Source organism: Allobosea sp. P4_H5 (genome assembly GCF_056400825.1).
The window spans coordinates 439,122-459,456 of sequence record NZ_JBFUKM010000005.1 but is presented as its reverse complement, the minus strand read 5'-3'; the positions used below and the strand labels follow the sequence as shown (position 1 = coordinate 459,456).

Sequence of the window (20,335 nt, the reverse complement as noted above, 5' to 3'; positions counted from 1 at the left end):
CGAAAGTCTAGCCCTGCACCTCCAGCGCCAGCGCCTTTTCGGCCTGCTTCTGGATTGAAGGATCACGGCCGGCGACCAAGTGCGCCTTGGCTTCCTCGCGCTTAGCTCGCGCCTCGGAAAGTCCGATTGCGGGATAAGGACCGATGGCCAGTTTTTTCTGCTTCCCAGCAAAGCGATAGGCGAGCCGCCAGAGCTTCGCGCCATTGGGCATAAGCCAAAGCTGGAGGCCTCCTCCATCGGAGAGTTTTTGCACGGACACCGCAGGCTTGGCAGCGCGGATCGCAACATCGGACAGCGGCATGTGTTGGCCTCGCGTTGTTGGCCTCAGTGGCTAGGCCAACAGAGAGGCCAACAATCTGCGTGGCTGTCAACGAACGCATCCGGCGGCCAACGGCACGAAACATAGCTAAAACCAACAAAAAACCGCCCTTTTTTGGGCGGTCGCGGATGCCGGCGAATGTAGGGGTGGTGCCGCAAGAGGGATTCGAACCCCCGACCCCCTCATTACGAATGAGGTGCTCTACCAGCTGAGCTATTGCGGCGACGGGTGGGGCTGTATCAGCCCGACCCCGTTTTGACAAGGCAGACTAGCCCGCCGAAAGCACGGAATTGGTGCCCGGCTGTGGGAATCCCGCGGAGGCACTAACCCGCCCGCCCCCTCAGCCCTTCTTCAGCTTCTCCGTCTCGGGCTTCTCCTGGCCAAGCGCGACGATGCCGCGGCGAATGGCGCGGGTGCGGGTGAAATGCTTGTGCAAGGTCTCGCCGTCGCCGTAGCGGATGGCACGGGTGAGCAACGCGAGATCCTCGTTGAAGCGGCCGAGCATCTCCAGCACCGCCTCCTTGTTGGCGAGGAAGACGTCGCGCCACATGGTCGGGTCGCTCGCCGCGATGCGGGTGAAATCGCGGAAGCCGCCGGCGGAGAACTTGATCACCTCCGACTGCGTCACCGCCGCCAGATCCTCGGCGGTACCGACGATGTTGTAGGCGATCAGATGCGGCAGGTGGCTGGTGATGGCGAGGACGAGGTCATGGTGCTGCGAGCCCATCACCTCGACGATCGCGGCCATGCCCTCCCAGAACTGGCGGGTGCGGGCGATCGCGGCCTCATCCGTGCCGGGCGGCGGCGTCAGAATGCACCAGCGGTTGAGGAAGAGGCTGGGGAAGCCTGCATCAGGGCCGGAATTCTCGGTGCCGGCGACCGGATGGGCCGGCACGAAATACACGCCCTCGGGCAGATGCGGGCTCACCGCCTCGACCACCGCATGCTTGACCGAGCCGACATCCGACAGGATCGCGCCGGCTTTCAGCACGCCGGCGATCTCCTCCGCGACCGCACCGCAGGCGCCGACCGGCACGCAGAGCACGATGTGGTCGGCGTCGCGCGCGGCCTCGACCGCGCTCTCGGCGATTTCATGTCCGAGATCGAGCTCGCGGGCGCGGCGGCGGACATCGGCGTCGGCGTCGCTCAGCACGATATGGCGGGCGAGATTGAGCTCCTTCGCGGCATGCGCGATCGAGGAACCGATCAGGCCGATGCCGATGATGGCGAGCCGCCCGAAGAGCGGCTCGTCGCGGCGCGGCGCGAAGCTCTCGGGCGCGCTCACGCGGCCTTGCCCAGGAACTCGGCCAGGGCGGCAAGGACGAGGCGGTTGGCCTCCTCGCTGCCGATGGTCATGCGCAATGCGTCGGGCAAGCCATAGGATGCGACCGAGCGCAGGATCAGGCCGCGCTGGGTCAGGAAGGCGTCGGCCTCCTTGGCGCTCTTGCCGGCGGCCGCCGGGAAATGGATCAGGAGGAAGTTGCCGACCGAAGGCGTGACGGTGAGGCCGAGTTTCTCCAGCTCGGCCGTGGTCCAGGCCAGCCATTTGTCGTTGTGCTCGATCGCGGCAGAGATATGCGCTTCGTCGGCGATCGCGGCGACGCCGGCCTCGATCGCGGCACCGTTGACGTTGAAGGGGCCGCGGGTGCGGTTCAGCGCATCGATGATGTGGGCGGGACCATAGGCCCAGCCGAGGCGCAGGTTCGCCAGGCCATAGATCTTCGAGAAGGTGCGCGTCATCACGACGTTCTCGCTGGTCGCGACCAGTTCGAGGCCCGAGGCGTAGTCGTTGCGCCGGACATATTCGGCGTAGGCCGCGTCGAGCACGAGCAGGACATGGGCGGGCAAGCCGGCCTGCAGGCGCTTGACCTCGTCGAAGGGCAGATAGGTGCCGGTCGGGTTGTTGGGGTTGGCCAGGAAGACGATCTTGGTGCGCGGCGTCACCGCGGCGAGGATCGCGTCGATATCGGCGGTGAGGTTTGTCTCGGGCACGATCACCGGCTTGCCGCCGGCGGCGAGGATCGCGATCTTGTAGACGAGGAAGCCGTGCTCAGTGAAAACGCCCTCGTCGCCGTCGCCGAGATAGACCTTGGTGATCAGCTGCAGCAATTCGTCCGAGCCGGTGCCGCAGACGATGCGGTTGGCGTCGAGCCCGTAGCGGCCGGCGATGGCCTCGCGCAGCTTCGTCGCGGACCCATCCGGATAAAGTTCGAGCTTGCCGGCGAGGTTGCCATAGGCCGCGATCGCCTTCGGGCTCGGGCCGAGCGGGGTCTCGTTGGAGGAAAGCTTGTGCAGCTTGACGCCGGCCGGAGCCGAGGACTTGCCGGGGACATAGGCCTCGATGTCGAGGACGCCGGGACGCGGGACGGGGCGAGGAGCGGGCAGAGCCATGGGGCTGGACCTTGAAGGAGTGATCAGCGGACGGATTTGAAGGCGAAGCGGGCGGCGTGGCTGCCGATCTCGGTCAGCTCCTTGAGGCCCGCGGGTTCGAGTGCGCTGCGGATGGCCTCGACCGGGGTCTCACCGGACGCGGCCACCAGCAGCGCCAGATGCGAGCCGTCGGCGGCGCTGGCCGAGACCTCGGCGAGATGCTGGGCAAGGCCGTGGCGCAGCGGCTCCGACCAGCGCTCGACGCGGGCGGCGTAGAGCACGATCTCGCGCACGGCGGCGTCGGTCAGGGGCTTGGCAATGCAGTAGACCGGCGTGCCGGCCGGATGGTCGGGCCGCTCGATGAAGGGCAGGCGCGCGATGATCTTGGGCTGGGCGGGGCCGATCAGGTCGCGCCACCAGACGCCGGCGCTGGCGCCCAGATCCATGCGGAAGATGCCGAGATCGCCGGCCGAGTCCGCCACCGCCTTGATCACGGCGCGGGCATCCTCATGCGTGACGAACGGCACGGTGAATCCGAAATGGAAGCGGGCGCTGTCGCGCATCGCCGCATCGCCGCCCGAGATGTCGGCATGAACAGAGTAGTTCGCCTGCACGAAGGTGAAGGTCGCGATGATGATGCGCCAGATGCTCTCGACCGTGTCGAGCGGCAGGAGGCCCTGATGGCGCAGCGCCAGGCGCTTCATCATGTCGGCCTCGCGGCCAGGGCGGAAGGCCGAGCCGGACACTTGCGTCTTCTTGATCGCGATCAGCGTCTCGATGATCTGCGAACGTTCCATCAGCAGGCCGTGCATCGCCGCATCGATGCGGTCGATCTCGCTGCGCAGGTCGGCGAGCGTGGTCGGGGCGGCTTGCGTCATGATGGCCAGACTTCTTTAATCGTGCCGGTCTCTTAGCGGTCACCGAGGGGCTTGGCAAAGCGTTCGCAACGCATCGCTGCGTTGACAGACGGGAAGAGCCGCGCCATCGGTAATGTCCGCTATTACGAACGGACCGGACGACAAGACAAATCCGAATGCCGAACCGGACGCAAGCTCCCGAACCTCTCGCCGACCCGCTGGCCGAAGCCAATCAGCCGTCGAGCCTGCTCGCCCGGTTCGGGCCGGACAAGGCCCTGCAACTCGATTCCGGCGCAACGCTGGAGCATTGGCAGATCGCCTACCAGACTTATGGCGAGCTCAATTCGGCGCGCTCCAACGCTGTGTTGGTCTGCCACGCCCTGACCGGCGACCAATATGTCGCGAGCCGCAACCCGGTCACCGGCAAGGGCGGCTGGTGGACGGCGATGATCGGGCCGGGCAAGCCGATCGATACCGACCGCTTCTTCATCATCTGCGCCAATGTCCTTGGCGGTTGCATGGGCACGACCGGCCCGGCCTCGACCAATCCCGCGACGGGCAAGCCCTGGGGCTTGTCCTTCCCGATGGTGACGATCCGCGACATGGTGCGGGCGCAGGCGCATCTCGTCGACTCGCTCGGGATCGACAGCCTGTTCTGCGTCGCCGGCGGCTCGATGGGCGGGATGCAGGTGCTGCAATGGGCGGCGAGCTATCCGACACGGGTGTTCAGCGCCCTGCCGCTCGCCACCGCAGCCAAGCACTCGGCCCAGAACATCGCCTTCCACGAGGTCGGCCGCCAAGCGGTGATGGCCGATCCGGACTGGCGCCAGGGGCGTTATCTCGACGAAGGCACGAGGCCTTCGAAAGGGCTCTCGGTGGCGCGCATGGGTGCGCACATCACCTATCTCTCAGAGCCGGCACTGCACCGCAAATTCGGCCGCAAGCTGCAGGAGCGCAGCGCGCCGACGTTCACCTTCGACGCGGATTTCCAGGTCGAAAGCTACCTGCGCTACCAGGGCATCAGCTTCGTCGAGCGCTTCGACGCCAATTCCTATCTCTATGTGACGCGGGCGATGGATTATTTCGACCTCGCCGACGATCATGACGGCGTGCTGGCGAAGGCCTTCGCTGGGACTAGGACACGCTTTTGCGTCGCGTCCTTCACCTCGGACTGGCTGTTCCCGACCACCGACTCGCGCGCCATCGTGCATGCGCTCAACGCAGCCGGCGCCTCGGTCTCCTTCGTCGAGCTCGAAAGCGACAAGGGCCACGACGCCTTCCTGCTGGAGGAGCCCAACCTGTTCGCGACGACGCGCGGCTTCATCGGCGCGGCGGCGCGGGCCAGGGGAATCTGAGCATGGCGCTGGCGGACACCCAGACCAACCGCATCGACCTGCGGCTCGTCGCCGAGATGGTGACGCCGGGCTCGCGCGTGCTCGATGTCGGCTGCGGCGACGGCGAGTTGCTGTCGCTGCTCGCCGAGACCCGCGGCGTCGACGGGCGCGGCATCGAATTGTCGCGCGAAGGCGTCGCCGGCTGCGTCGCGCGCGGCCTTTCGGTCGTCCAGGGCGATGCCGACACCGACCTCGCCGACTATCCCGACGACAGCTTCGACTACGTCATTCTCTCGCAGACCATCCAGGCGACCCGCAATCCACGCGATGTGCTGGAACACATGCTGCGCATCGGCCGGCGCGCCATCGTCTCCTTCCCGAATTTCGGCCACTGGCGGATGCGCACCCAGGTCTTCTTCCTCGGCCGGATGCCCGTGACCGACTCCCTGCCTTACGCCTGGTGGGATACGCCCAACATCCACTTCTGCACGATCCGCGATTTCGTTGTGCTCTGCGACACGATCGGCGCGCAGAAGGAGCGAGCCGTCGCGCTCGACGTCTCCGGTGGCAGGGTCGGCGTCAGCGCGCCCTGGTGGTTCTGGAACCTCTTTGGCGCACAGGCCGTGTTCCTGCTGAAGCGGGGGTGAGAGGCTAAAACGCCTCTTCCCAGTTCCTGCTCAGCCGCATCGCCGAATTGATCAGACCGACCATCGAATAGGTCTGCGGGAAGTTGCCCCAGAGCTCGCCGGTCTCGAGGTCGGCGTCCTCCGAGAGCAACCCGAAGCTGTTGCGGCGCTGCAGGATGCGGCCGAACAGCTCCTTGGCCTCGTCCTTACGGCCGATCGCGTGCAGAGCGTCGACATACCAGAAGGCGCAGATCAGGAAGCCGGTGTGCATGAAGCCGAAATCATCTTCGGTGCCATAGCGCAGGATCAGGTCGCCGCGGCCGAGCTCACGGCCAATCGCTTCCACCGTCGCGATGTAGCGGGGATCGTCGGGCGTGACGAAGCCGAGCTCGGCGATCAGCAGCAGGGTCGCATCAAGATCGGTCCCGGCGAAGGTCGAGACGAAATGGCCCTTCTCCTGGTTCCAGATCCGATCGGAGATGATGCCCTTCAGGCGCTTGGCTTCGCCGCGCCAGTATTCCTTGCGGTCGGCGCGGCCGAGCGTGCTGGCGATGCGGGCGAGCCGGTCGCAGGCTGCCCAGCACATCACGCTGGAGAAGGAGTGAACCACCTCCTTCTCGCGCAGCTCCCAGGGGCCGGCATCGGGCTTGTCGAAGACGGCGATGGCGCGCTCGCCCATGCGTTCGAGTTGCGCGAAGAGCGCCTCCTTGCCCGGCTGGATCAGGCGGCGGTCGAAGAAGGACTGGGTCGCGGCGAGCACGACGGCGCCATAGCCGTCGTTCTGGATCTGTGTGGCGGCGCCGTTGCCGACGCGCACGGGCTGATGGCCGCGATAGCCGGCGAGGTTAGGCACCTCGAACTCACGCAATTCGCCGCCGCGCGTGATCGGATAGAGCGGCGGCAGGTGCTCGGCGCCGCTCTCCGAATAGGTGTCGACGATGTTGGTGATGAAGCCGAGATAGTCCTCCATCGTCCGCGTCGTGCCCAGGCGATTGAGGGCGTGCACGACGAAATAGGCGTCGCGCAGCCAGCAGAAGCGATAATCCCAGTTGCGCTGCGTGCCCGGTGCCTCCGGGATCGAGGTGGTCAGCGCCGCGACGATGGCGCCGCTCTCCTCGAAGGAGCAGAGCTTCAGCGTGATCGCGGCACGGATGACCTCGCGCTGCCACTCGAACGGAATYGAGAGCGAGCGGACCCAATCGCGCCAGTAGTCGGTGGTCTTGTCGAGAAATTCGCGCGAGGTCGTCTCGATCTCGGCACGCAGCGCCTCGTCCGAGCCGATGAAGAAGGAGAACGGCTTCTCGACCGCGAAGGGGATGCTCTCCAGCACATAGGAGACGGGCGCGTCCGTCGTCAGCCGGATCGTCTGGTCGGCGCCGACGAAGCGGACATGATTCGAGCCGCGGGTGATCTCGTCCGGCTCCTCGCCGAGGCCGAGGCAAGGTTTGACCACGACGCGGATGCGCGGGCGCCCGGAGATTCGGCGAACACGGCGCACCAGCTGCGGCGGCCGGAAGAAGCGCTCGAAACGGACGAAGCGCGGGGCGAAGTCGAGAATCTCCAGCGCATTGCCCTGGTCGTCTGACAGCACCGAGGAGAGGATCGCGGTGTTGTCGAGATAGCTCTGCTCGCAGCGGGTCATCCCGACCATCTCGATGGCGAAGACGCCCTTCTTCGGCACTGCGTCGCCGTCGTCGATCTGGTTGTCGATCAGCGAGCAGAAGACGGGGTCGCGGTCGAAGCGCGGAAAGCAGCCCCATACGATATGGGCACGCCGGTCGATCAGCGCGGCGATCGAGCAATTGCCGATGACGCCGAGATCAAGCGAGGCGACGCGCGGCGAGGCGGTGGTCGTCACAGTCATGCCGGTTCCTGAAATCAGTTCTGGAGAAAGGTTTCGAGCGTGAGGTCGCCGCCGTCGGCGGCAGCGAGCAGAACCTGGCGAAGTGCCGTAGGCGAGGCCAGACGATGGCGGGCGCAGGTTTGGCCATCGCCGATCCGGATCGACAGGCCCGAGGCCGCATTGACCGCGGCAAAGCCATCCTCGTCGGTGACATCGTCGCCGACGAAGACCGGCGTGCGGCCGGCATAGGCGTCCTGCTGCATCAGCCAGGTAATGGCGCCGCCCTTGCTTGCGCTCGCCGGGACCAACTCAGCGACAGCCTTGCCGCGCTGGAGGCGCATCGTCGGGCCGATCTCGGCGGCGAGGCCTTCCATCAGTGCGAGCGCTTCGTCTGCGAGCGCAGGCGCAAGCCGCCAGTGCAGCGCGATCGATTGGCGCTTGTCCTCGATGATGACGCCGACATTGGAGTTGGCGAAGCGAACCATAGCGCGGAGCGCAGCGTGGAGTGCTTCGGCGGGAGCGGCGACCGGCGCATCCTCACTGCCAAGGCGGATCTGGGCGCCATGCAGACCGGCAGCGTCGAAGCGATAGGGCGCCATCATCTTGTCGAGCAGCGCCACGGGGCGCCCGGAGACCAGCGCCAGTGCGCCGCCTAGCCGCTGGCGCAACGCGTTCAGGGCTTCAGGCAGGCGCCGGTCGATCCGCACATCCTCCGGCGAGGGCGCGATCTCGACCAGGGTTCCGTCGAAATCGAGGAACAGCGCGATCTGCCCGGTGACGGCAACGGCTTGTGCGGGAGGTTCAGCGACCCCGGGACTCAGCATCTGTGACATGACGACCTGGTTAGAGGGTGAAACGGGCGAAAGGACGACAATCGTGGAAGCGTCCCCTCCTCGCCACATTCGAGGTTCAGTTTGGCGCGAGGTCGCCATGATCCGGTCACGGCGGCGACGCGAAGCAGCCGGCAAAGCCGGCGTCACACGAAACATTACGCCTGCCCGCGCGTTCTGTTCCCGCGCCTTTGCGGCAGCGTCAGCAAAATGTGAGGCATCATGCGTCTTGTCGTCGTGTCCAACCGCGTCACCATGCCCGAACGCGGCGAAAAGGTGGCGGCAGGTGGCCTGGCAGTCGCATTGCGTTCGGCTCTCGAGCAACATGGCGGCCTCTGGTTCGGCTGGAGCGGAGCGGTCAGCAGCGAGCCTGCGGCGCAGTTGGAGCCCGTCAAGCACGGCAAGGTCAGCTACGCCGTCACCGACCTGACCGAGGCCGAGCGCCAGAGCTATTATCTCGGCTTCGCCAACCGCGCGCTCTGGCCGCTGATGCATTACCGGCTCGGCCTGACCGAGTTCACCCGCGCCGACTATGCCGGCTATCTCGGCGTCAACCGCCGCTTCGCCCGGCTGATCATCCCGCTGCTCAAGCCCGACGACGTCATCTGGATCCATGACTACCACCTGATCCCGCTCGCGGCCGAGTTGCGGCGGCGCGGCGTCACCAACCGGATCGGCTACTTCCATCATATCCCCTGGCCGCCGGCCGAGGTGTTCGGCTCCCTGCCCTTCTCATCGACCCTGATCAGCACGATGACGGCCTACGACCTGATCGGCCTGCAGACCCAGAACGACGTCGCCAACCTGATCGGCGGGCTGGTTGCGCTCTGCGGTGCGCACCGCGACGGCAACCGGGTCAGGACCGGCCAGCGCGAAGCGGTGGTGCAGGCCTTCCCGATCGGCATGGACGTCGAGGGTTTCCGCAAACTCGCCCAGGCGTCGATCCGGGCGGCGACTCAGCCGGTCCGGGCGACGACCGCCCCTCTTGGCAGCCGCAAGCTGGTGATCGGTGTCGATCGGCTCGACTATTCCAAGGGCATCGTGCAGCGGCTGGAGGCCTTTGGGACCTTCCTGCGCAACCATCCGGAATACCGCGGCGATGTCGGCCTGCTGCAGATCGCGCCGCCCTCGCGCAGCGACGTACCCGAATATGCCGAGCTCGACCGGATGTCGGACGAAGTCGCCGGCCGACTCAACGCCGCGCTCGGCGAATTCGACTGGACGCCAATCCGCGTGGTGAAAAAGGCTTATTCGCGCAGCGCCCTCGCCGGTCTTTACCGGCGTGCGCAGGTCGGGCTGGTGACGCCGATGCGCGACGGCATGAACCTCGTCGCCAAGGAATATGTCGCGGCGCAGAATCCCGACGACCCCGGCGTGCTGGTGCTGTCGCGCTTCGCCGGCGCAGCGCAGCAGCTCGGCGAGGCGCTGATCGTCAACCCGTTCGACACCCATGAGGTGGCCGAGGCGATCCGGACCGCGCTCGCCATGCCGCTATCGGAACGGCAGCGCCGCTTCGAGCGGCTCTACGCGACGATCTCCTCGACCGACATCGACTGGTGGACGTCGCGCTATCTCGCCGCACTCTCCGGCCTCGATATCCCCAGCGGCGACATCGTGCCGCCGGGGCGGCCCAAAACGCTGCGCAGCACACGCAAATCGGGCACGAATACCAGTCCCGCACGCGCGGATATGCCTCCTCAAACCTCCCGACCGACACACGGCAAAGGCGGCCCGGCACGCGGCAAGGCCTTGCCGAACGCTCCCTCCGCTGGCTAGAAGCAGCCCGCGGGGCAGTCAACCCAGCTTGCGCTTGCGACTCAGCGGTTGCGGTGTCAGGTCTGCGGGGGGTATCCGGCTGAAACAGCCGTGGAGGCGGGCGGAGGGCTTTGTTGATGCGAGGCGCACTCGGGGGATCGGGCGTGCTGCTGCGCCGTCTCCGCGAGGTGATGGCGGCGCCGGTCAGTCCGCAGGAGCGGCTCGACAGGCTCGTCGTCGTGATCGCCGGCAATCTCGTGGCCGAGGTGTGCTCGGTCTATGTCCTGCGTGAAGATTCCTCGCTCGAACTCTACGCCACCGAAGGCCTCAACCGCGAGGCGGTCCACCTCACCACCATGCGGGCCGGCGAAGGCCTGGTCGGCCTGATCGCCAGCGAGGCGGAGCCACTCGCGCTCTCCGACGCGCAGTCGCACCCGGCCTTCTCCTACCGCCCGGAAACCGGCGAAGAGATCTATCGCTCCTTCCTCGGCGTGCCGATCCTGCGCGGCGGCGCCGTGATGGGCGTGCTCGTCGTGCAGAACCGGGCCTCGCGCGTCTACAGCGAGGACGAGGTCGAGTCGCTGCAGACCACGGCCATGATCATGGCCGAGATGATCGCCGCCGGCGGCCTGAAGGCCCTGTCGAAACCCGGCGCGACCATCGGGCTCGACCGGCCAATCCACAGCATCGGCACCACGCTCGCCGACGGCGTCGGCCTCGGCCATGCCGTGCTGCACGAGCCGCGCGTCGCGATCACCAACCTGATCGCCGAGGACCCCGGCCGCGAGGTGCAGCGGCTGGAAGCGGCGATCGCAACGATGCGGCTCGCCATCGACGAATTGATCGAGCGCGGCGACGTCGCCCATACCGGCGAGCATCGCGACGTGCTCGAAACCTTCCGCATGTTCGCGCACGACCAGGGCTGGCTGCGGCGCATGCGCGAGGTGGTGATGACCGGCCTCACCGCCGAGGCCGCGGTCGAGCGCGTGCAGTCGGACACCCGCGCCAAGATGCTGCGCCAGACCGACCCTTACCTGCGCGAACGCCTGCACGATCTCGACGACCTCGCCAACCGTTTGCTGCGCACGCTGGTCGGCAAGTCCAACGGCGTCACGCGCGAGGATTTGCCTGAGAACGCCATCCTGATCGCGCGCTCGATGGGGCCGGCGGCGCTGCTCGACTATGACCGCCGGCATCTGCGCGGGGTCGTGCTCGAGGAAGGCGGCCCGACCAGCCATATCGCCATCGTGGCGCGCGCGCTCAATATCCCGGTGGTCGGCGAGATCGCCAACGCTACCGCACTGATCCAGGCGGGCGATGCGGTCATCGTCGACGGCCAGGCCGGCGAGGTGCAGATCAGGCCGCAGCCCGACGTCGAGAACGCCTACAAGGACAAGGCCCGCCTGCGCGCCCGCAAGCAGGAGCAGTATCGCAAGCTCAAGACGCAAGCCTCGGTGACCAAGGACGGCGTCGAGATCCAGCTGCAGATCAATGCCGGCCTCCTCGTCGACATGGCCAATCTCGAGGAGACCAACGCCTCCGGCGTCGGCCTCTTCCGCACCGAGCTGCAGTTCATGGTGGCGCCGCACATGCCGACCACGGCCGAGCAGCAGGCGCTCTACGATGCCGTGCTCAAGGTCGCGAACGGCCGGCCGGTGACTTTCCGGACGCTCGACATCGGCGGCGACAAGGTGCTGCCCTATATGGAGCGGCTGGAAGAGGAGAACCCGGCACTGGGCTGGCGCGCCATCCGCATCGGCCTCGACCGCCCCCGGCTGCTGCGTGCCCAGGTGCGAGCCCTGCTGCGGGCCGGCGCCGGCAGCGACATGAAGATCATGCTGCCCATGGTGGCCACGGTGAACGAGTTCCTGCGCGCACGCACGCTGGTGCGGCGCGAGCTCGCCATGCTGGAGCGCGACGGCCGCCCGGCGCCGGCCAGCCTGAAGCTCGGCGTCATGGTCGAAGTGCCCTCGCTGCTGTTCGAGCTGCCGGAGATCGCGCGCGAAGCGGATTTCCTCTCGATCGGCACCAACGACCTGATGCAGTTCCTGTTCGCGGCCGATCGCGAGAACAAGCGTGTCTCCGATCGCTTCGACCCGCTCGGCATTGCCGGTCTGCGCGCGCTGCGCAACATCGTCGAGGAAGCCGGCAAGGCAGACTGCCCGGTCACCGTCTGCGGCGAGATGGGCGGCAAGCCGATCGAGACGCTGGCGCTGATCGCGCTCGGCTATCGCTCTTTTTCAATGTCGGCTGCCTCGGTCGGCCCGGTCAAGGCGATGCTGCGCGCACTCGACGCCGGCAAGGCGCGCCAGCGCCTCGATGCCTGGATGTCCTCTTCCGATGGCGCCGCCAGCCTGCGCCCGCTGCTCGCCGCACTCGCCGCAGAGATGAAGGTGCCGGTCTAGCGACGCTTCACTCGCCGATCGCGCACGCCTCCCTTTTTTCCGTTCAGATCGTTTCCGCATCATGTCGCTCCCGCTTCCGCAAGACCGCCTCGACTCGATCGTCGCCCGCCATGCCGCGGCGAGCGACGCCATCAATCATGCGACCGAGGCGGCCCGCGTCGTCGAATTGTCGAAGGAACTCGCCGAGCTCGACCCCGTCGTCGCGGCGATCACGGCCTGGCGCAAAGCGCAGTCCGGGCTGGAGGAGGCGCTGGCGCTGATCGACGATCCCGCCACCGACGCCGAGATGCGCGATCTCGCCTACGAGGAGCGCGACGCGGCCAGGGCCGAGATCGACGCGCGCGCCCGCGAGATCCTGATTGCGCTGCTACCCAAGGACGCCGCCGACGAGCGCGGCGTCATCCTCGAAATCCGCGCCGGCACCGGCGGCGACGAGGCCTCGCTCTTCGCCGGCGACCTCCTGCGCATGTACCAGCGCTATGCCGCCGGCAAGGGCTGGAGCGTCGACATCCTGACCGAGAGCGAGGGCACGGTCGGCGGCTTCAAGGAGGTCATCGCCGAAATCGCCGGCAAGGGCGTCTATGCGAGGCTGAAATACGAATCCGGAGTGCACCGCGTGCAGCGCGTGCCGGACACCGAGACGAGCGGGCGCATCCACACCTCGGCGGCGACCGTCGCCATGCTGCCACTCGCCAGCGAAGTCGACGTCAACCTCGACGAGAAGGATTTGCGCATCGACACGATGCGTGCCCAAGGCGCCGGTGGCCAGCACGTCAACAAGACCGAGTCGGCCGTCCGCCTCACGCACATCCCGACCGGCGTCGTCGTGCTGGTCCAGGACGAGCGCTCGCAGCACAAGAACAAGGCGCGCGCCTACGAGTTGATGCGGGCCAAGCTTTACGATCTGGAGCGCAGCCGCGCCGATGCCGAGCGCTCGGCCGACCGGCGCTCGCAGGTGGGTTCCGGTGACCGCTCAGAGCGCATCCGCACCTACAATTTCCCGCAGGGGCGCGTCACCGACCATCGCATCAACCTGACCCTCTACAAGCTCGACGAGATGATGCAGGGGCTGGTGCTCGACGAGATCATCGATGCGCTCACGGCACAGCGCCAGGCCGAGCTGCTCGCCGAGCAAGGCAGCGTGTGAAACTTTCGCCTCTCTCGCGCGTTCTGGACGCATCGATCGTTTTCATGGGGAGGATAGAGAGATGAAAGTCCTGTTCAGCGCCATTGCCCTCGCCGCCGCCGTCGCCTTCGTGCCGGCATCCGCGGGTGCGCAGGAGCGGACCGCGAAGAAGATCCTCGGCGGCCAGCCGGCAACACTCCAAAACGCCAAAACCGAGTCGCAGGCGCGGCGCGATTGTCAGCGTCAGTATCGCGGCGCTAAGGAGAGCAAGTCCGCGCTGCGGATCAAGATGAAGGAGTGCGTCCGCGAGGGGATGCAGGGCAACTGACCGGCCGCGTGCCGGCCCAAGGATACGCTTGACCGGCACAGCCAAATCGACCGACGGAAACGCGCCCGTTGCCTTGCCGGCAGCGGGCGAAAGCATGTCTGCAGCCCGGAAGGCAATCGCGCTCGTGTTGAAGCGTGGCGGCATCGCCGATTTCACCTTCGAAGCCCGTATCCTGATCGAGGACCTTGCAGGCAGCAGCGATCCGATCGACGAGGCTGCCGCCATCAGGCTCAACGATGCGCTCGCACGGCGCCTCGCCGGCGAGCCGCTCTGGCGCGTCCTCGGCGCGCGCGAGTTCTGGGGCCTGAGCTTTACCCTCTCGCCCGGCACGCTGGAGCCGCGTCCGGATAGCGAGACCCTGATCGAGGCGGCGCTCAGCCATCTCGCACCGCGCCGGCACGAGAGGCTGCGCACGCTCGACCTCGGCACCGGAACGGGCTGCCTCCTGATCGCGACCTTGCGCGAATTTCCGCAGGCGACCGGGCTCGGGATCGACCTGTCGCCGGATGCGGTCGCGACCGCGACGGGCAACGCCGCGCGCAATGGCGTCGCCGAGCGCGCCGCCTTTCGTCAGGGCAACTGGACTGCCGGGATCGACGAGCGCTTCGACCTCATCCTGTCGAATCCGCCCTATATCGGCAGCGCCGAGATCGCTGGCCTGGACCCAAATGTGCGCGAGCACGATCCGCTGCTCGCCCTCGATGGCGGCCCGGACGGGCTTACTGCCTATCGCGCCCTCGCGGCCGCCCTGCCCGGCCACCTGAAGCCTGGCGGCCTCGCCATTCTCGAGATCGGCGCCGGGCAGGAAGAGGCTGTCGTCGCGCTGATGAGGCAGGCGGGCCTCAGCCATCTCGACTCGCGCCGCGACCTCGGCGGCCATATTCGCGCCCTCGTCTTCGAGCACTGTCCCTGATCAATGCACAGCAAGCTGCGCGAATTTGCTTGGAACAGGCCGCAAAACCAGCTATGCACGCATGGTCTTGAAGACAGTGTCGACAGCACATGACCTTTGGCTGGGCCCTGCTGAGCAGACCAAGCCCTCGGATCACTGCGAGAATCGACGTTACTGACATAGCGAGACCGAGACTTCGAATGCGCGGGACAGCCATTCGGAGAGGGAGCCGGTAAGGCTCCATTGGAAAGAGCGCGTGAAGACCCATATCGGCGCAGAGCCCTTTCAGGTCGAACTTCCTACGCACGGCGTCGCAACCCGCCGCGTGTCACGACGCGCATGACGACCTCAAGGTTGCTTTGAATGAACGGAACGCGAGACAGACGCGAATGAGACCAGGTCAGAACCGGCGCATGCGCGGCCGTAGCAACAATAATAACAATAACAACAGCAACAACGGCAATCGTAAGTCACCCAACCCGCTGCAGCGCAGCTACGAGTCGAACGGCCCGGACGTCAAGGTCAGGGGCACGGCGCAGAATGTGGCGGAGAAGTATCTCCAGCTCGCTCGCGATGCGCAATCCTCCGGCGATCCGGTTGCGGCTGAGAACTATTTCCAGCACGCCGAACACTATTATCGCATTCTGCTCGCTGCCCAGGAGCAGATGACGCAGCAGTTCGGCCACAGCTTCCAGCCGAACCGCGCCTTCGTCGAAGACGCTGACGACGGCGAGGAGGAAGGCGAGGAAGACGTCAACTTCCAGGGTGGCCAACAGCAGGGCGAGCGCCAGTACAACGGCAATGGCGTGAACGGCCATGGCGGCCAGCGCCAGGAAGGCGAGGAAGGCGAAGGCGGCAGCCAGAACAACGGCCAGCGCTTCGACCGGCCTAATAATAATAACCGCCCTGAGCGCAATTTCGACCGGAACGGCCAGCGCCGCTTCGATCGGAACGATCGGAACGACCGCCAGGATCGTGGCGACCGTCCGGACCGTGGCGAACGCCAGGACCGCGGCGAGCGTCGCTTCGATCGCCCCGAGGGCCAGAACGGTTCCTACGCTCCGCGCCCCGAGGCTCAGCCCGGTGCCGAGCAGCCGGACATCGCACCCGTCCAGCCGCCGATCGAGCAGCGTCGCTTCGAGCGGCCGGAGCGCCCGGACCGTCCGCCGCGCAGCGAGCGTCCTTCGCGCCGTGACCGCGATGAGGCTCGCGCCAGCAACGCCAATGAGGAGCAGGATGTCGCCGCGGCGCTTCCGGCCTTCCTGACCACGCCGACCCGCGTGCCGATCGCAATCGCGGAGGAGCCCGCAGCTCCGGTCGTCGTTACAGCTGCCCCGGCCGAAGCCGCGGAAGGCGCGCCTGAGACTGGCGAGAAGCCAAAGCGCCGGGCGCCCCGGCGGCGCTCGCCGCGCGAGGTGATGGACGCGCTCGGCGGCGATGGCGGCGAGCCCCCGGCCGAGTGATCCCGCAAGGACATCAAGATCGTTCAGAGAGGGCCCGAAAGGGCCCTCTTTCTTTTCAGGCGACGCCGAGCGCCACCGTCTCACTGGCCTCGACCAAGGTCAGCCGCTCGCCCTCGGCCAGTGCGCCGCCAGTGATGATGCGGCAGTAGATGCCGCAATCGACGTGGCCATAGCCCTTCATAAGCGCCTTCGGGATCTGCAGGTCGCGCGCGCCTGTCACCGGATCGACATTGGTGGCAGCGCAGCGCTCGATCCGCTTGATCACCTGGAGTCGCAGGCCTGATGGCGCGGTGAGTTCGCGCCCCACCAGATCGAGCTCGGCCCAGGCCGGCAGGTCCTCGACCATGATATTGCCGCGAAAGCGCAAGGGGTCGACGGGAACGCCGAGCCGCGTCTCCAGGTCGGCGACGCTGGCGAGGTTGATGATCGAGACGAAGCCCGAGCGTGAATCGGTGAAGCGATAGCCCTCCGGCGCTGCCAGCAGGCGCGGCTCGCCGCGCAGTTCTTCCGGCATGAAGGCTTTGAAGAAGGCGCCGAGCTGTTCGCGGCCTACAGCGGTCTGCGTTGCAGCCCTCGTCTCCTGGCCGTCATGGCCGATGACAAGATCTCCGCTGCCATCGTCGTAACGCGTCCGCAGGCGTGCCAGCGACTCGTTGCGCATCAGCATCAGGTATTTGATCTTCGGCTGATGCACCGGCTCGGCCGAATCGAAGCCCGATGGGCCGTTCTCGATGGCAAAGAGCCGATCGCCAGGGAAAAAGCCGCCTGTCGGCAGTTCGGCTTGGCTCAGACGCTCGGGCGACAACCCCTTGACGGGGTAGCGATAAAGCGAAGCGATGCGCATAAGCACTGCCCTTTCGATTGCGAGGCGGCGGACCGTGCCATGCCGGTCACAACGATGCCACCACCGCAACCATCACGGTCGATGAAAGGATTGCATCGATCCGATCAATGCGGCTGCTCTGCCGCGTCTTCCGCGCCCTCGGCGATCGAGCGCTGGCAGCCCCAGCCGGAGAGCACATCATCGATGGCGTCGACAACGAAAAAGCGGGCTGCATCGCGCTCATAGCCTTCGGCGAGCAGGCTGTCGTAGTCGGTATGGCTGTGCCGAACATGACTGCCCAATGCGAGCCAGAGCGCGGTCGATGGCGGCAGCGACTTCATCTGGGCCCGGCCGGCGAGCGCCAGCACCGCCTCGGCATCGAGCAGCGGAATGCCGGGCACGAGCGCCCGCAACGCCCTTCGAATCGCCTGTTGCCGCTTTGTGCCGACCATGGCCGCAGGCTGGACGCAGGCTTTGACAAAGGTCAACGCCAAAGCAGCGCCCTCCCCCTTCCGTTGCGCGAAAGCAACACTATCTTTGGAGGCGAAGGGCTGCCCATCAGGGGGCCCTATCCCTTTGAAAGGCAGCCGGCTCCGCCGCTTCGGGGCGCGACCGGCGGGCGGAGGCAACTGAATGAACATCGAGAAATATACCGACCGGGCGAAGGGTTTCCTGCAGGCCGCGCAGACGATCGCGATGCGCGAGGGCCATCAGCAGTTCGCACCCGAGCATCTGCTGAAGGCACTGCTCGACGACAGCGAAGGCATGGCTTCCGGCCTGATCGACCGGGCCGGCGGACAGTCGCGGCAGGCCAAGCAGCTGGTCGACGAAGCCCTTGCCAAGCTCCCCAAGGTGAGCGGCGCGGGCGCCAACAGCCTGCATCTGACGCCTGCGCTGGCGCGCGTCTTCGACACGGCCGAGAAGGCTGCGGACAAGGCCGGCGACTCCTTCGTCACGGTCGAGAGGCTGCTGCTCGCGCTGGCGATCGAGAAGGACAGCGAGGCCGGCAAGATCCTGGCCAAGGCCGGTGTCGCGCCGCAGGGGCTGAATGCCGCGATCGAAGCGATCCGCAAGGGCCGCACCGCCGATTCCGCGTCGGCCGAGCAGGGTTATGACGCGCTGAAGAAATATGCGCGCGATCTCACCGCGGCGGCCCGCGACGGCAAGCTCGACCCGGTCATCGGCCGCGACGAGGAGATCCGCCGCACCATCCAGGTACTGAGCCGGCGTACCAAGAACAACCCCGTGCTGATCGGCGAGCCCGGCGTCGGCAAGACCGCCATCGCCGAGGGCCTCGCTTTGCGCATCGTCAATGGCGATGTGCCGGAAAGCCTAAAGGACAAGGAATTGCTCGCCCTCGACATGGGCTCGCTGATCGCTGGCGCGAAATATCGCGGCGAGTTCGAGGAGCGGCTGAAGGCCGTGCTCTCCGAGGTCTCGGCCGCGGCGGGCGGCGTCATCCTGTTCATCGACGAGATGCACACGCTGGTCGGCGCCGGCAAGACCGACGGTGCGATGGATGCGTCGAACCTGCTGAAGCCCGCCCTCTCCCGCGGCGAGCTGCACTGCGTCGGCGCGACCACGCTCGACGAGTACCGCAAGTATGTCGAGAAGGACGCGGCACTGGCGCGGCGCTTCCAGCCCGTCTTCGTCGACGAGCCGACGGTCGAGGACACCATCTCGATCCTGCGCGGCCTGAAGGAGAAGTACGAGCAGCACCACCGCGTGCGCATCACCGACTCGGCGCTGGTTTCGGCCGCGACGCTGTCGAACCGCTACATCACCGACCGCTTCCTGCCCGACAAGGCGATCGACCTCGTCGACGAGGCCTCGGCACGCCTGCGCATGCAGGTCGATTCCAAGCCCGAGGAGCTCGACTCGATCGACCGCGAGATCGTCAGGCTGAAGATCGAGCAGGAGGCGCTGAAGAAGGAGAGCGATGCCGGCTCGAAGGAGCGGCTGAGGCGGCTCGAATCCGAGCTCGCCGAACTCGAGGCGCGCTCGGCTGTAATCACCGCGACCTGGAAGGCAGAGAAGGACAAGCTCGGCCAGGCGGCGGAGATCAAGACCAGGCTCGACAACGCCCGCAACGAGCTCGCACAGGCGCAGCGCAAGGGCGAGTACCAGCGCGCCGGCGAGCTCGCCTATGGCGAGATCCCGCAGCTCGAGAAGCAGCTCTCCGAGATCGAGGCCAGGGGCGATGCGCCCGGCATGGTCGAGGAGGCGGTGACGCCGGACCATGTCGCGCAGGTCGTCAGCCGCTGGACCGGCGTGCCGGTCGACAGGATGCTGGAGGGCGAGAAGGAGAAGCTGCTGCATATGGAGCAGAGCCTCGCCAACCGCGTCGTCGGCCAGGCCGAAGCGGTCGAAGCCGTCTCCAAGGCGGTCAGGCGCGCCCGTGCCGGCCTGCAGGATCCGAACCGGCCGATCGGCTCGTTCATGTTCCTCGGCCCCACCGGCGTCGGCAAGACCGAGCTGACCAAGGCGCTAGCGTCGTTCCTGTTCGATGACGACACTGCGATGGTTCGGCTCGACATGTCGGAATACATGGAGAAGCACTCGGTCAGCCGGTTGATCGGCGCGCCTCCCGGCTATGTCGGCTATGAGGAGGGCGGCGCGCTGACGGAAGCGGTCCGGCGCCGGCCCTATCAGGTCGTGCTGTTCGACGAGGTCGAGAAGGCGCATCCGGACGTGTTCAACGTCCTGCTGCAGGTGCTCGACGACGGGCGCCTGACCGACGGCCAGGGCCGCACGGTCGACTTCCGCAACGTGCTGATCATCATGACCTCGAATCTCGGTTCGGAGTATCTGGTGAACCAGCCCGAGGGCCAGGACAGCGATGCCGTGCGCGATGAGGTGATGGGCGTGGTGCGCCATGCCTTCCGGCCGGAGTTCCTGAACCGGATCGACGACATCATCCTGTTCCATCGCCTGCGGCGGTCGGACATGGGCGCGATCGTCGACATCCAGATGGCGCGGCTCGGCAAGCTCCTGGTCGACCGCAAGATCGCGCTCGACCTCTCGGAAGAGGCGCGCGACTGGCTGGCGGAGAAGGGCTACGATCCGGCCTATGGCGCGCGCCCGCTGAAGCGCGTGATCCAGAAGTCGGTACAGGACCCGCTGGCGGAATTGCTGCTCGCCGGTGCAGTTCGCGACGGCGAGAGCGTGCCGCTGACGGTCGGCCCGGCCGGGCTGATGCTTGGCGAATTTCCCGCCGCGAACGAGAGCCGGCCGGCGGGTGTGGCGCTGAACTGAACCTTCTCTCAGTCACCGAAACGAAGGGCGCCGCTCACGCGGCGCCCTTTTTCTTTCTAGGGCGTCATTCTCGGCCGAAGCGAAGCGTAGAGCCAAGAATCTCAGGAGC

The 20,335-nt window shown here is 66.8% G+C and carries 17 protein-coding genes and 1 tRNA gene; 9 read left to right on the top strand and 9 right to left on the bottom strand.

Annotation, left to right across the window (positions count from 1 at the left end):
- Positions 1-7: 7 nt before the first annotated feature.
- The 5 genes from AC1DS0_RS13415 to AC1DS0_RS13395 all read right to left on the bottom strand — a co-directional run bounded on the left by AC1DS0_RS13415 (position 8) and on the right by AC1DS0_RS13395 (position 3,567).
- Complete coding sequence (locus tag AC1DS0_RS13415) at positions 8-301, bottom strand: Arm DNA-binding domain-containing protein (RefSeq protein WP_476814821.1); 294 nt, start codon at positions 299-301, stop codon at positions 8-10.
- A 165-nt stretch (positions 302-466) separates the two neighbouring features.
- Positions 467-542: transfer RNA gene (locus AC1DS0_RS13410), tRNA-Thr, on the bottom strand.
- A gap of 117 nt (positions 543-659) precedes the next feature.
- A complete protein-coding gene (locus AC1DS0_RS13405; protein WP_476814820.1) occupies positions 660-1,604 on the bottom strand; it encodes a prephenate/arogenate dehydrogenase family protein in 945 nt (314 codons plus the stop codon).
- Entirely contained in the window at positions 1,601-2,710 is a 1,110-nt protein-coding gene (gene hisC, locus AC1DS0_RS13400) for a histidinol-phosphate transaminase (protein WP_476814819.1), read from the bottom strand. The genes AC1DS0_RS13405 and hisC overlap by 4 nt, the downstream gene beginning before the upstream one ends.
- Positions 2,711-2,733: 23 nt before the next feature.
- Positions 2,734-3,567, bottom strand: coding sequence for a chorismate mutase (locus tag AC1DS0_RS13395; protein ID WP_476814818.1), 834 nt, complete (start codon positions 3,565-3,567; stop codon positions 2,734-2,736).
- Positions 3,568-3,722: 155 nt separating this feature from the next.
- On the opposite strand from AC1DS0_RS13395, the gene metX reads away from it, so the two are divergent.
- Together metX and metW are read left to right on the top strand one after the other, a co-directional pair.
- Positions 3,723-4,901 (top strand): homoserine O-acetyltransferase MetX, encoded by a 1,179-nt coding sequence (gene metX / locus AC1DS0_RS13390; RefSeq protein WP_476814817.1) that lies wholly within the window; start codon positions 3,723-3,725, stop codon positions 4,899-4,901.
- A 2-nt stretch (positions 4,902-4,903) separates the two neighbouring features.
- Positions 4,904-5,527, top strand: coding sequence for a methionine biosynthesis protein MetW (metW, locus tag AC1DS0_RS13385; RefSeq protein WP_476814816.1), 624 nt, complete (start codon positions 4,904-4,906; stop codon positions 5,525-5,527).
- Positions 5,528-5,531: 4 nt separating this feature from the next.
- Here metW and AC1DS0_RS13380 read toward each other — a convergent pair whose 3' ends face one another.
- Complete coding sequence (locus AC1DS0_RS13380) at positions 5,532-7,370, bottom strand: glycoside hydrolase family 15 protein (RefSeq protein ID WP_476814815.1); 1,839 nt, start codon at positions 7,368-7,370, stop codon at positions 5,532-5,534.
- A 14-nt stretch (positions 7,371-7,384) separates the two neighbouring features.
- Positions 7,385-8,173, bottom strand: coding sequence for a trehalose-phosphatase (gene otsB, locus AC1DS0_RS13375; protein WP_476814839.1), 789 nt, complete (start codon positions 8,171-8,173; stop codon positions 7,385-7,387).
- A gap of 225 nt (positions 8,174-8,398) precedes the next feature.
- Between otsB and AC1DS0_RS13370 the strand changes: the two genes are divergently transcribed.
- The 6 genes from AC1DS0_RS13370 to AC1DS0_RS13345 all read left to right on the top strand — a co-directional run bounded on the left by AC1DS0_RS13370 (position 8,399) and on the right by AC1DS0_RS13345 (position 16,148).
- A complete protein-coding gene (locus AC1DS0_RS13370) occupies positions 8,399-9,955 on the top strand; it encodes an alpha,alpha-trehalose-phosphate synthase (UDP-forming) (protein ID WP_476814838.1) in 1,557 nt (518 codons plus the stop codon).
- A 116-nt stretch (positions 9,956-10,071) separates the two neighbouring features.
- A complete protein-coding gene (gene ptsP / locus AC1DS0_RS13365) occupies positions 10,072-12,339 on the top strand; it encodes a phosphoenolpyruvate--protein phosphotransferase (RefSeq protein WP_476814814.1) in 2,268 nt (755 codons plus the stop codon).
- A gap of 61 nt (positions 12,340-12,400) precedes the next feature.
- The gene (prfA, locus tag AC1DS0_RS13360; protein ID WP_476814813.1) at positions 12,401-13,486 is read left to right on the top strand and encodes a peptide chain release factor 1; all 1,086 of its coding nucleotides are present in this window, start codon (positions 12,401-12,403) and stop codon (positions 13,484-13,486) included.
- Between the two features lie 61 nt (positions 13,487-13,547).
- Entirely contained in the window at positions 13,548-13,793 is a 246-nt protein-coding gene (locus tag AC1DS0_RS13355; protein WP_476814812.1) for a hypothetical protein, read from the top strand.
- 94 nt (positions 13,794-13,887) lie between these two features.
- Complete coding sequence (prmC, locus tag AC1DS0_RS13350; RefSeq protein WP_476814811.1) at positions 13,888-14,706, top strand: peptide chain release factor N(5)-glutamine methyltransferase; 819 nt, start codon at positions 13,888-13,890, stop codon at positions 14,704-14,706.
- Between the two features lie 392 nt (positions 14,707-15,098).
- Positions 15,099-16,148, top strand: a complete 1,050-nt coding sequence (locus AC1DS0_RS13345) for a DUF4167 domain-containing protein (RefSeq protein ID WP_476814810.1) — start codon at positions 15,099-15,101, stop codon at positions 16,146-16,148.
- A 55-nt stretch (positions 16,149-16,203) separates the two neighbouring features.
- Here the strand turns inward: AC1DS0_RS13345 and AC1DS0_RS13340 are convergent, their stop codons facing one another.
- Together AC1DS0_RS13340 and AC1DS0_RS13335 are read right to left on the bottom strand one after the other, a co-directional pair.
- Positions 16,204-16,992, bottom strand: a complete 789-nt coding sequence (locus tag AC1DS0_RS13340; protein ID WP_476814809.1) for an MOSC domain-containing protein — start codon at positions 16,990-16,992, stop codon at positions 16,204-16,206.
- Positions 16,993-17,096: 104 nt separating this feature from the next.
- A complete protein-coding gene (locus tag AC1DS0_RS13335; RefSeq protein WP_476814808.1) occupies positions 17,097-17,459 on the bottom strand; it encodes a DUF2293 domain-containing protein in 363 nt (120 codons plus the stop codon).
- A 145-nt stretch (positions 17,460-17,604) separates the two neighbouring features.
- Here AC1DS0_RS13335 and clpB point away from each other — a divergent pair, with 145 nt between their 5' ends.
- A complete protein-coding gene (clpB, locus tag AC1DS0_RS13330) occupies positions 17,605-20,226 on the top strand; it encodes an ATP-dependent chaperone ClpB (RefSeq protein ID WP_476814807.1) in 2,622 nt (873 codons plus the stop codon).
- The last annotated feature ends 109 nt before the right edge of the window (positions 20,227-20,335 follow it).

Excerpts from the sequence above, each read along its gene's own strand:
- AC1DS0_RS13415 (WP_476814821.1), bottom strand. The coding sequence starts at position 301 with ATGCCGCTGTCCGATGTTGCGATCCGCGCTGCCAAGCCTGCGGTGTCC.
- hisC (WP_476814819.1), bottom strand. The coding sequence starts at position 2,710 with ATGGCTCTGCCCGCTCCTCGCCCCGTCCCGCGTCCCGGCGTCCTCGAC.
- AC1DS0_RS13395 (WP_476814818.1), bottom strand. The coding sequence starts at position 3,567 with ATGACGCAAGCCGCCCCGACCACGCTCGCCGACCTGCGCAGCGAGATC.
- metX (WP_476814817.1), top strand. The coding sequence starts at position 3,723 with ATGCCGAACCGGACGCAAGCTCCCGAACCTCTCGCCGACCCGCTGGCC.
- metW (WP_476814816.1), top strand. The coding sequence starts at position 4,904 with ATGGCGCTGGCGGACACCCAGACCAACCGCATCGACCTGCGGCTCGTC.
- otsB (WP_476814839.1), bottom strand. The coding sequence starts at position 8,173 with ATGCTGAGTCCCGGGGTCGCTGAACCTCCCGCACAAGCCGTTGCCGTC.
- ptsP (WP_476814814.1), top strand. The coding sequence starts at position 10,072 with ATGCGAGGCGCACTCGGGGGATCGGGCGTGCTGCTGCGCCGTCTCCGC.
- prfA (WP_476814813.1), top strand. The coding sequence starts at position 12,401 with ATGTCGCTCCCGCTTCCGCAAGACCGCCTCGACTCGATCGTCGCCCGC.
- AC1DS0_RS13355 (WP_476814812.1), top strand. The coding sequence starts at position 13,548 with ATGAAAGTCCTGTTCAGCGCCATTGCCCTCGCCGCCGCCGTCGCCTTC.
- prmC (WP_476814811.1), top strand. The coding sequence starts at position 13,888 with ATGTCTGCAGCCCGGAAGGCAATCGCGCTCGTGTTGAAGCGTGGCGGC.
- AC1DS0_RS13345 (WP_476814810.1), top strand. The coding sequence starts at position 15,099 with ATGCGCGGCCGTAGCAACAATAATAACAATAACAACAGCAACAACGGC.
- AC1DS0_RS13340 (WP_476814809.1), bottom strand. The coding sequence starts at position 16,992 with ATGCGCATCGCTTCGCTTTATCGCTACCCCGTCAAGGGGTTGTCGCCC.
- clpB (WP_476814807.1), top strand. The coding sequence starts at position 17,605 with ATGAACATCGAGAAATATACCGACCGGGCGAAGGGTTTCCTGCAGGCC.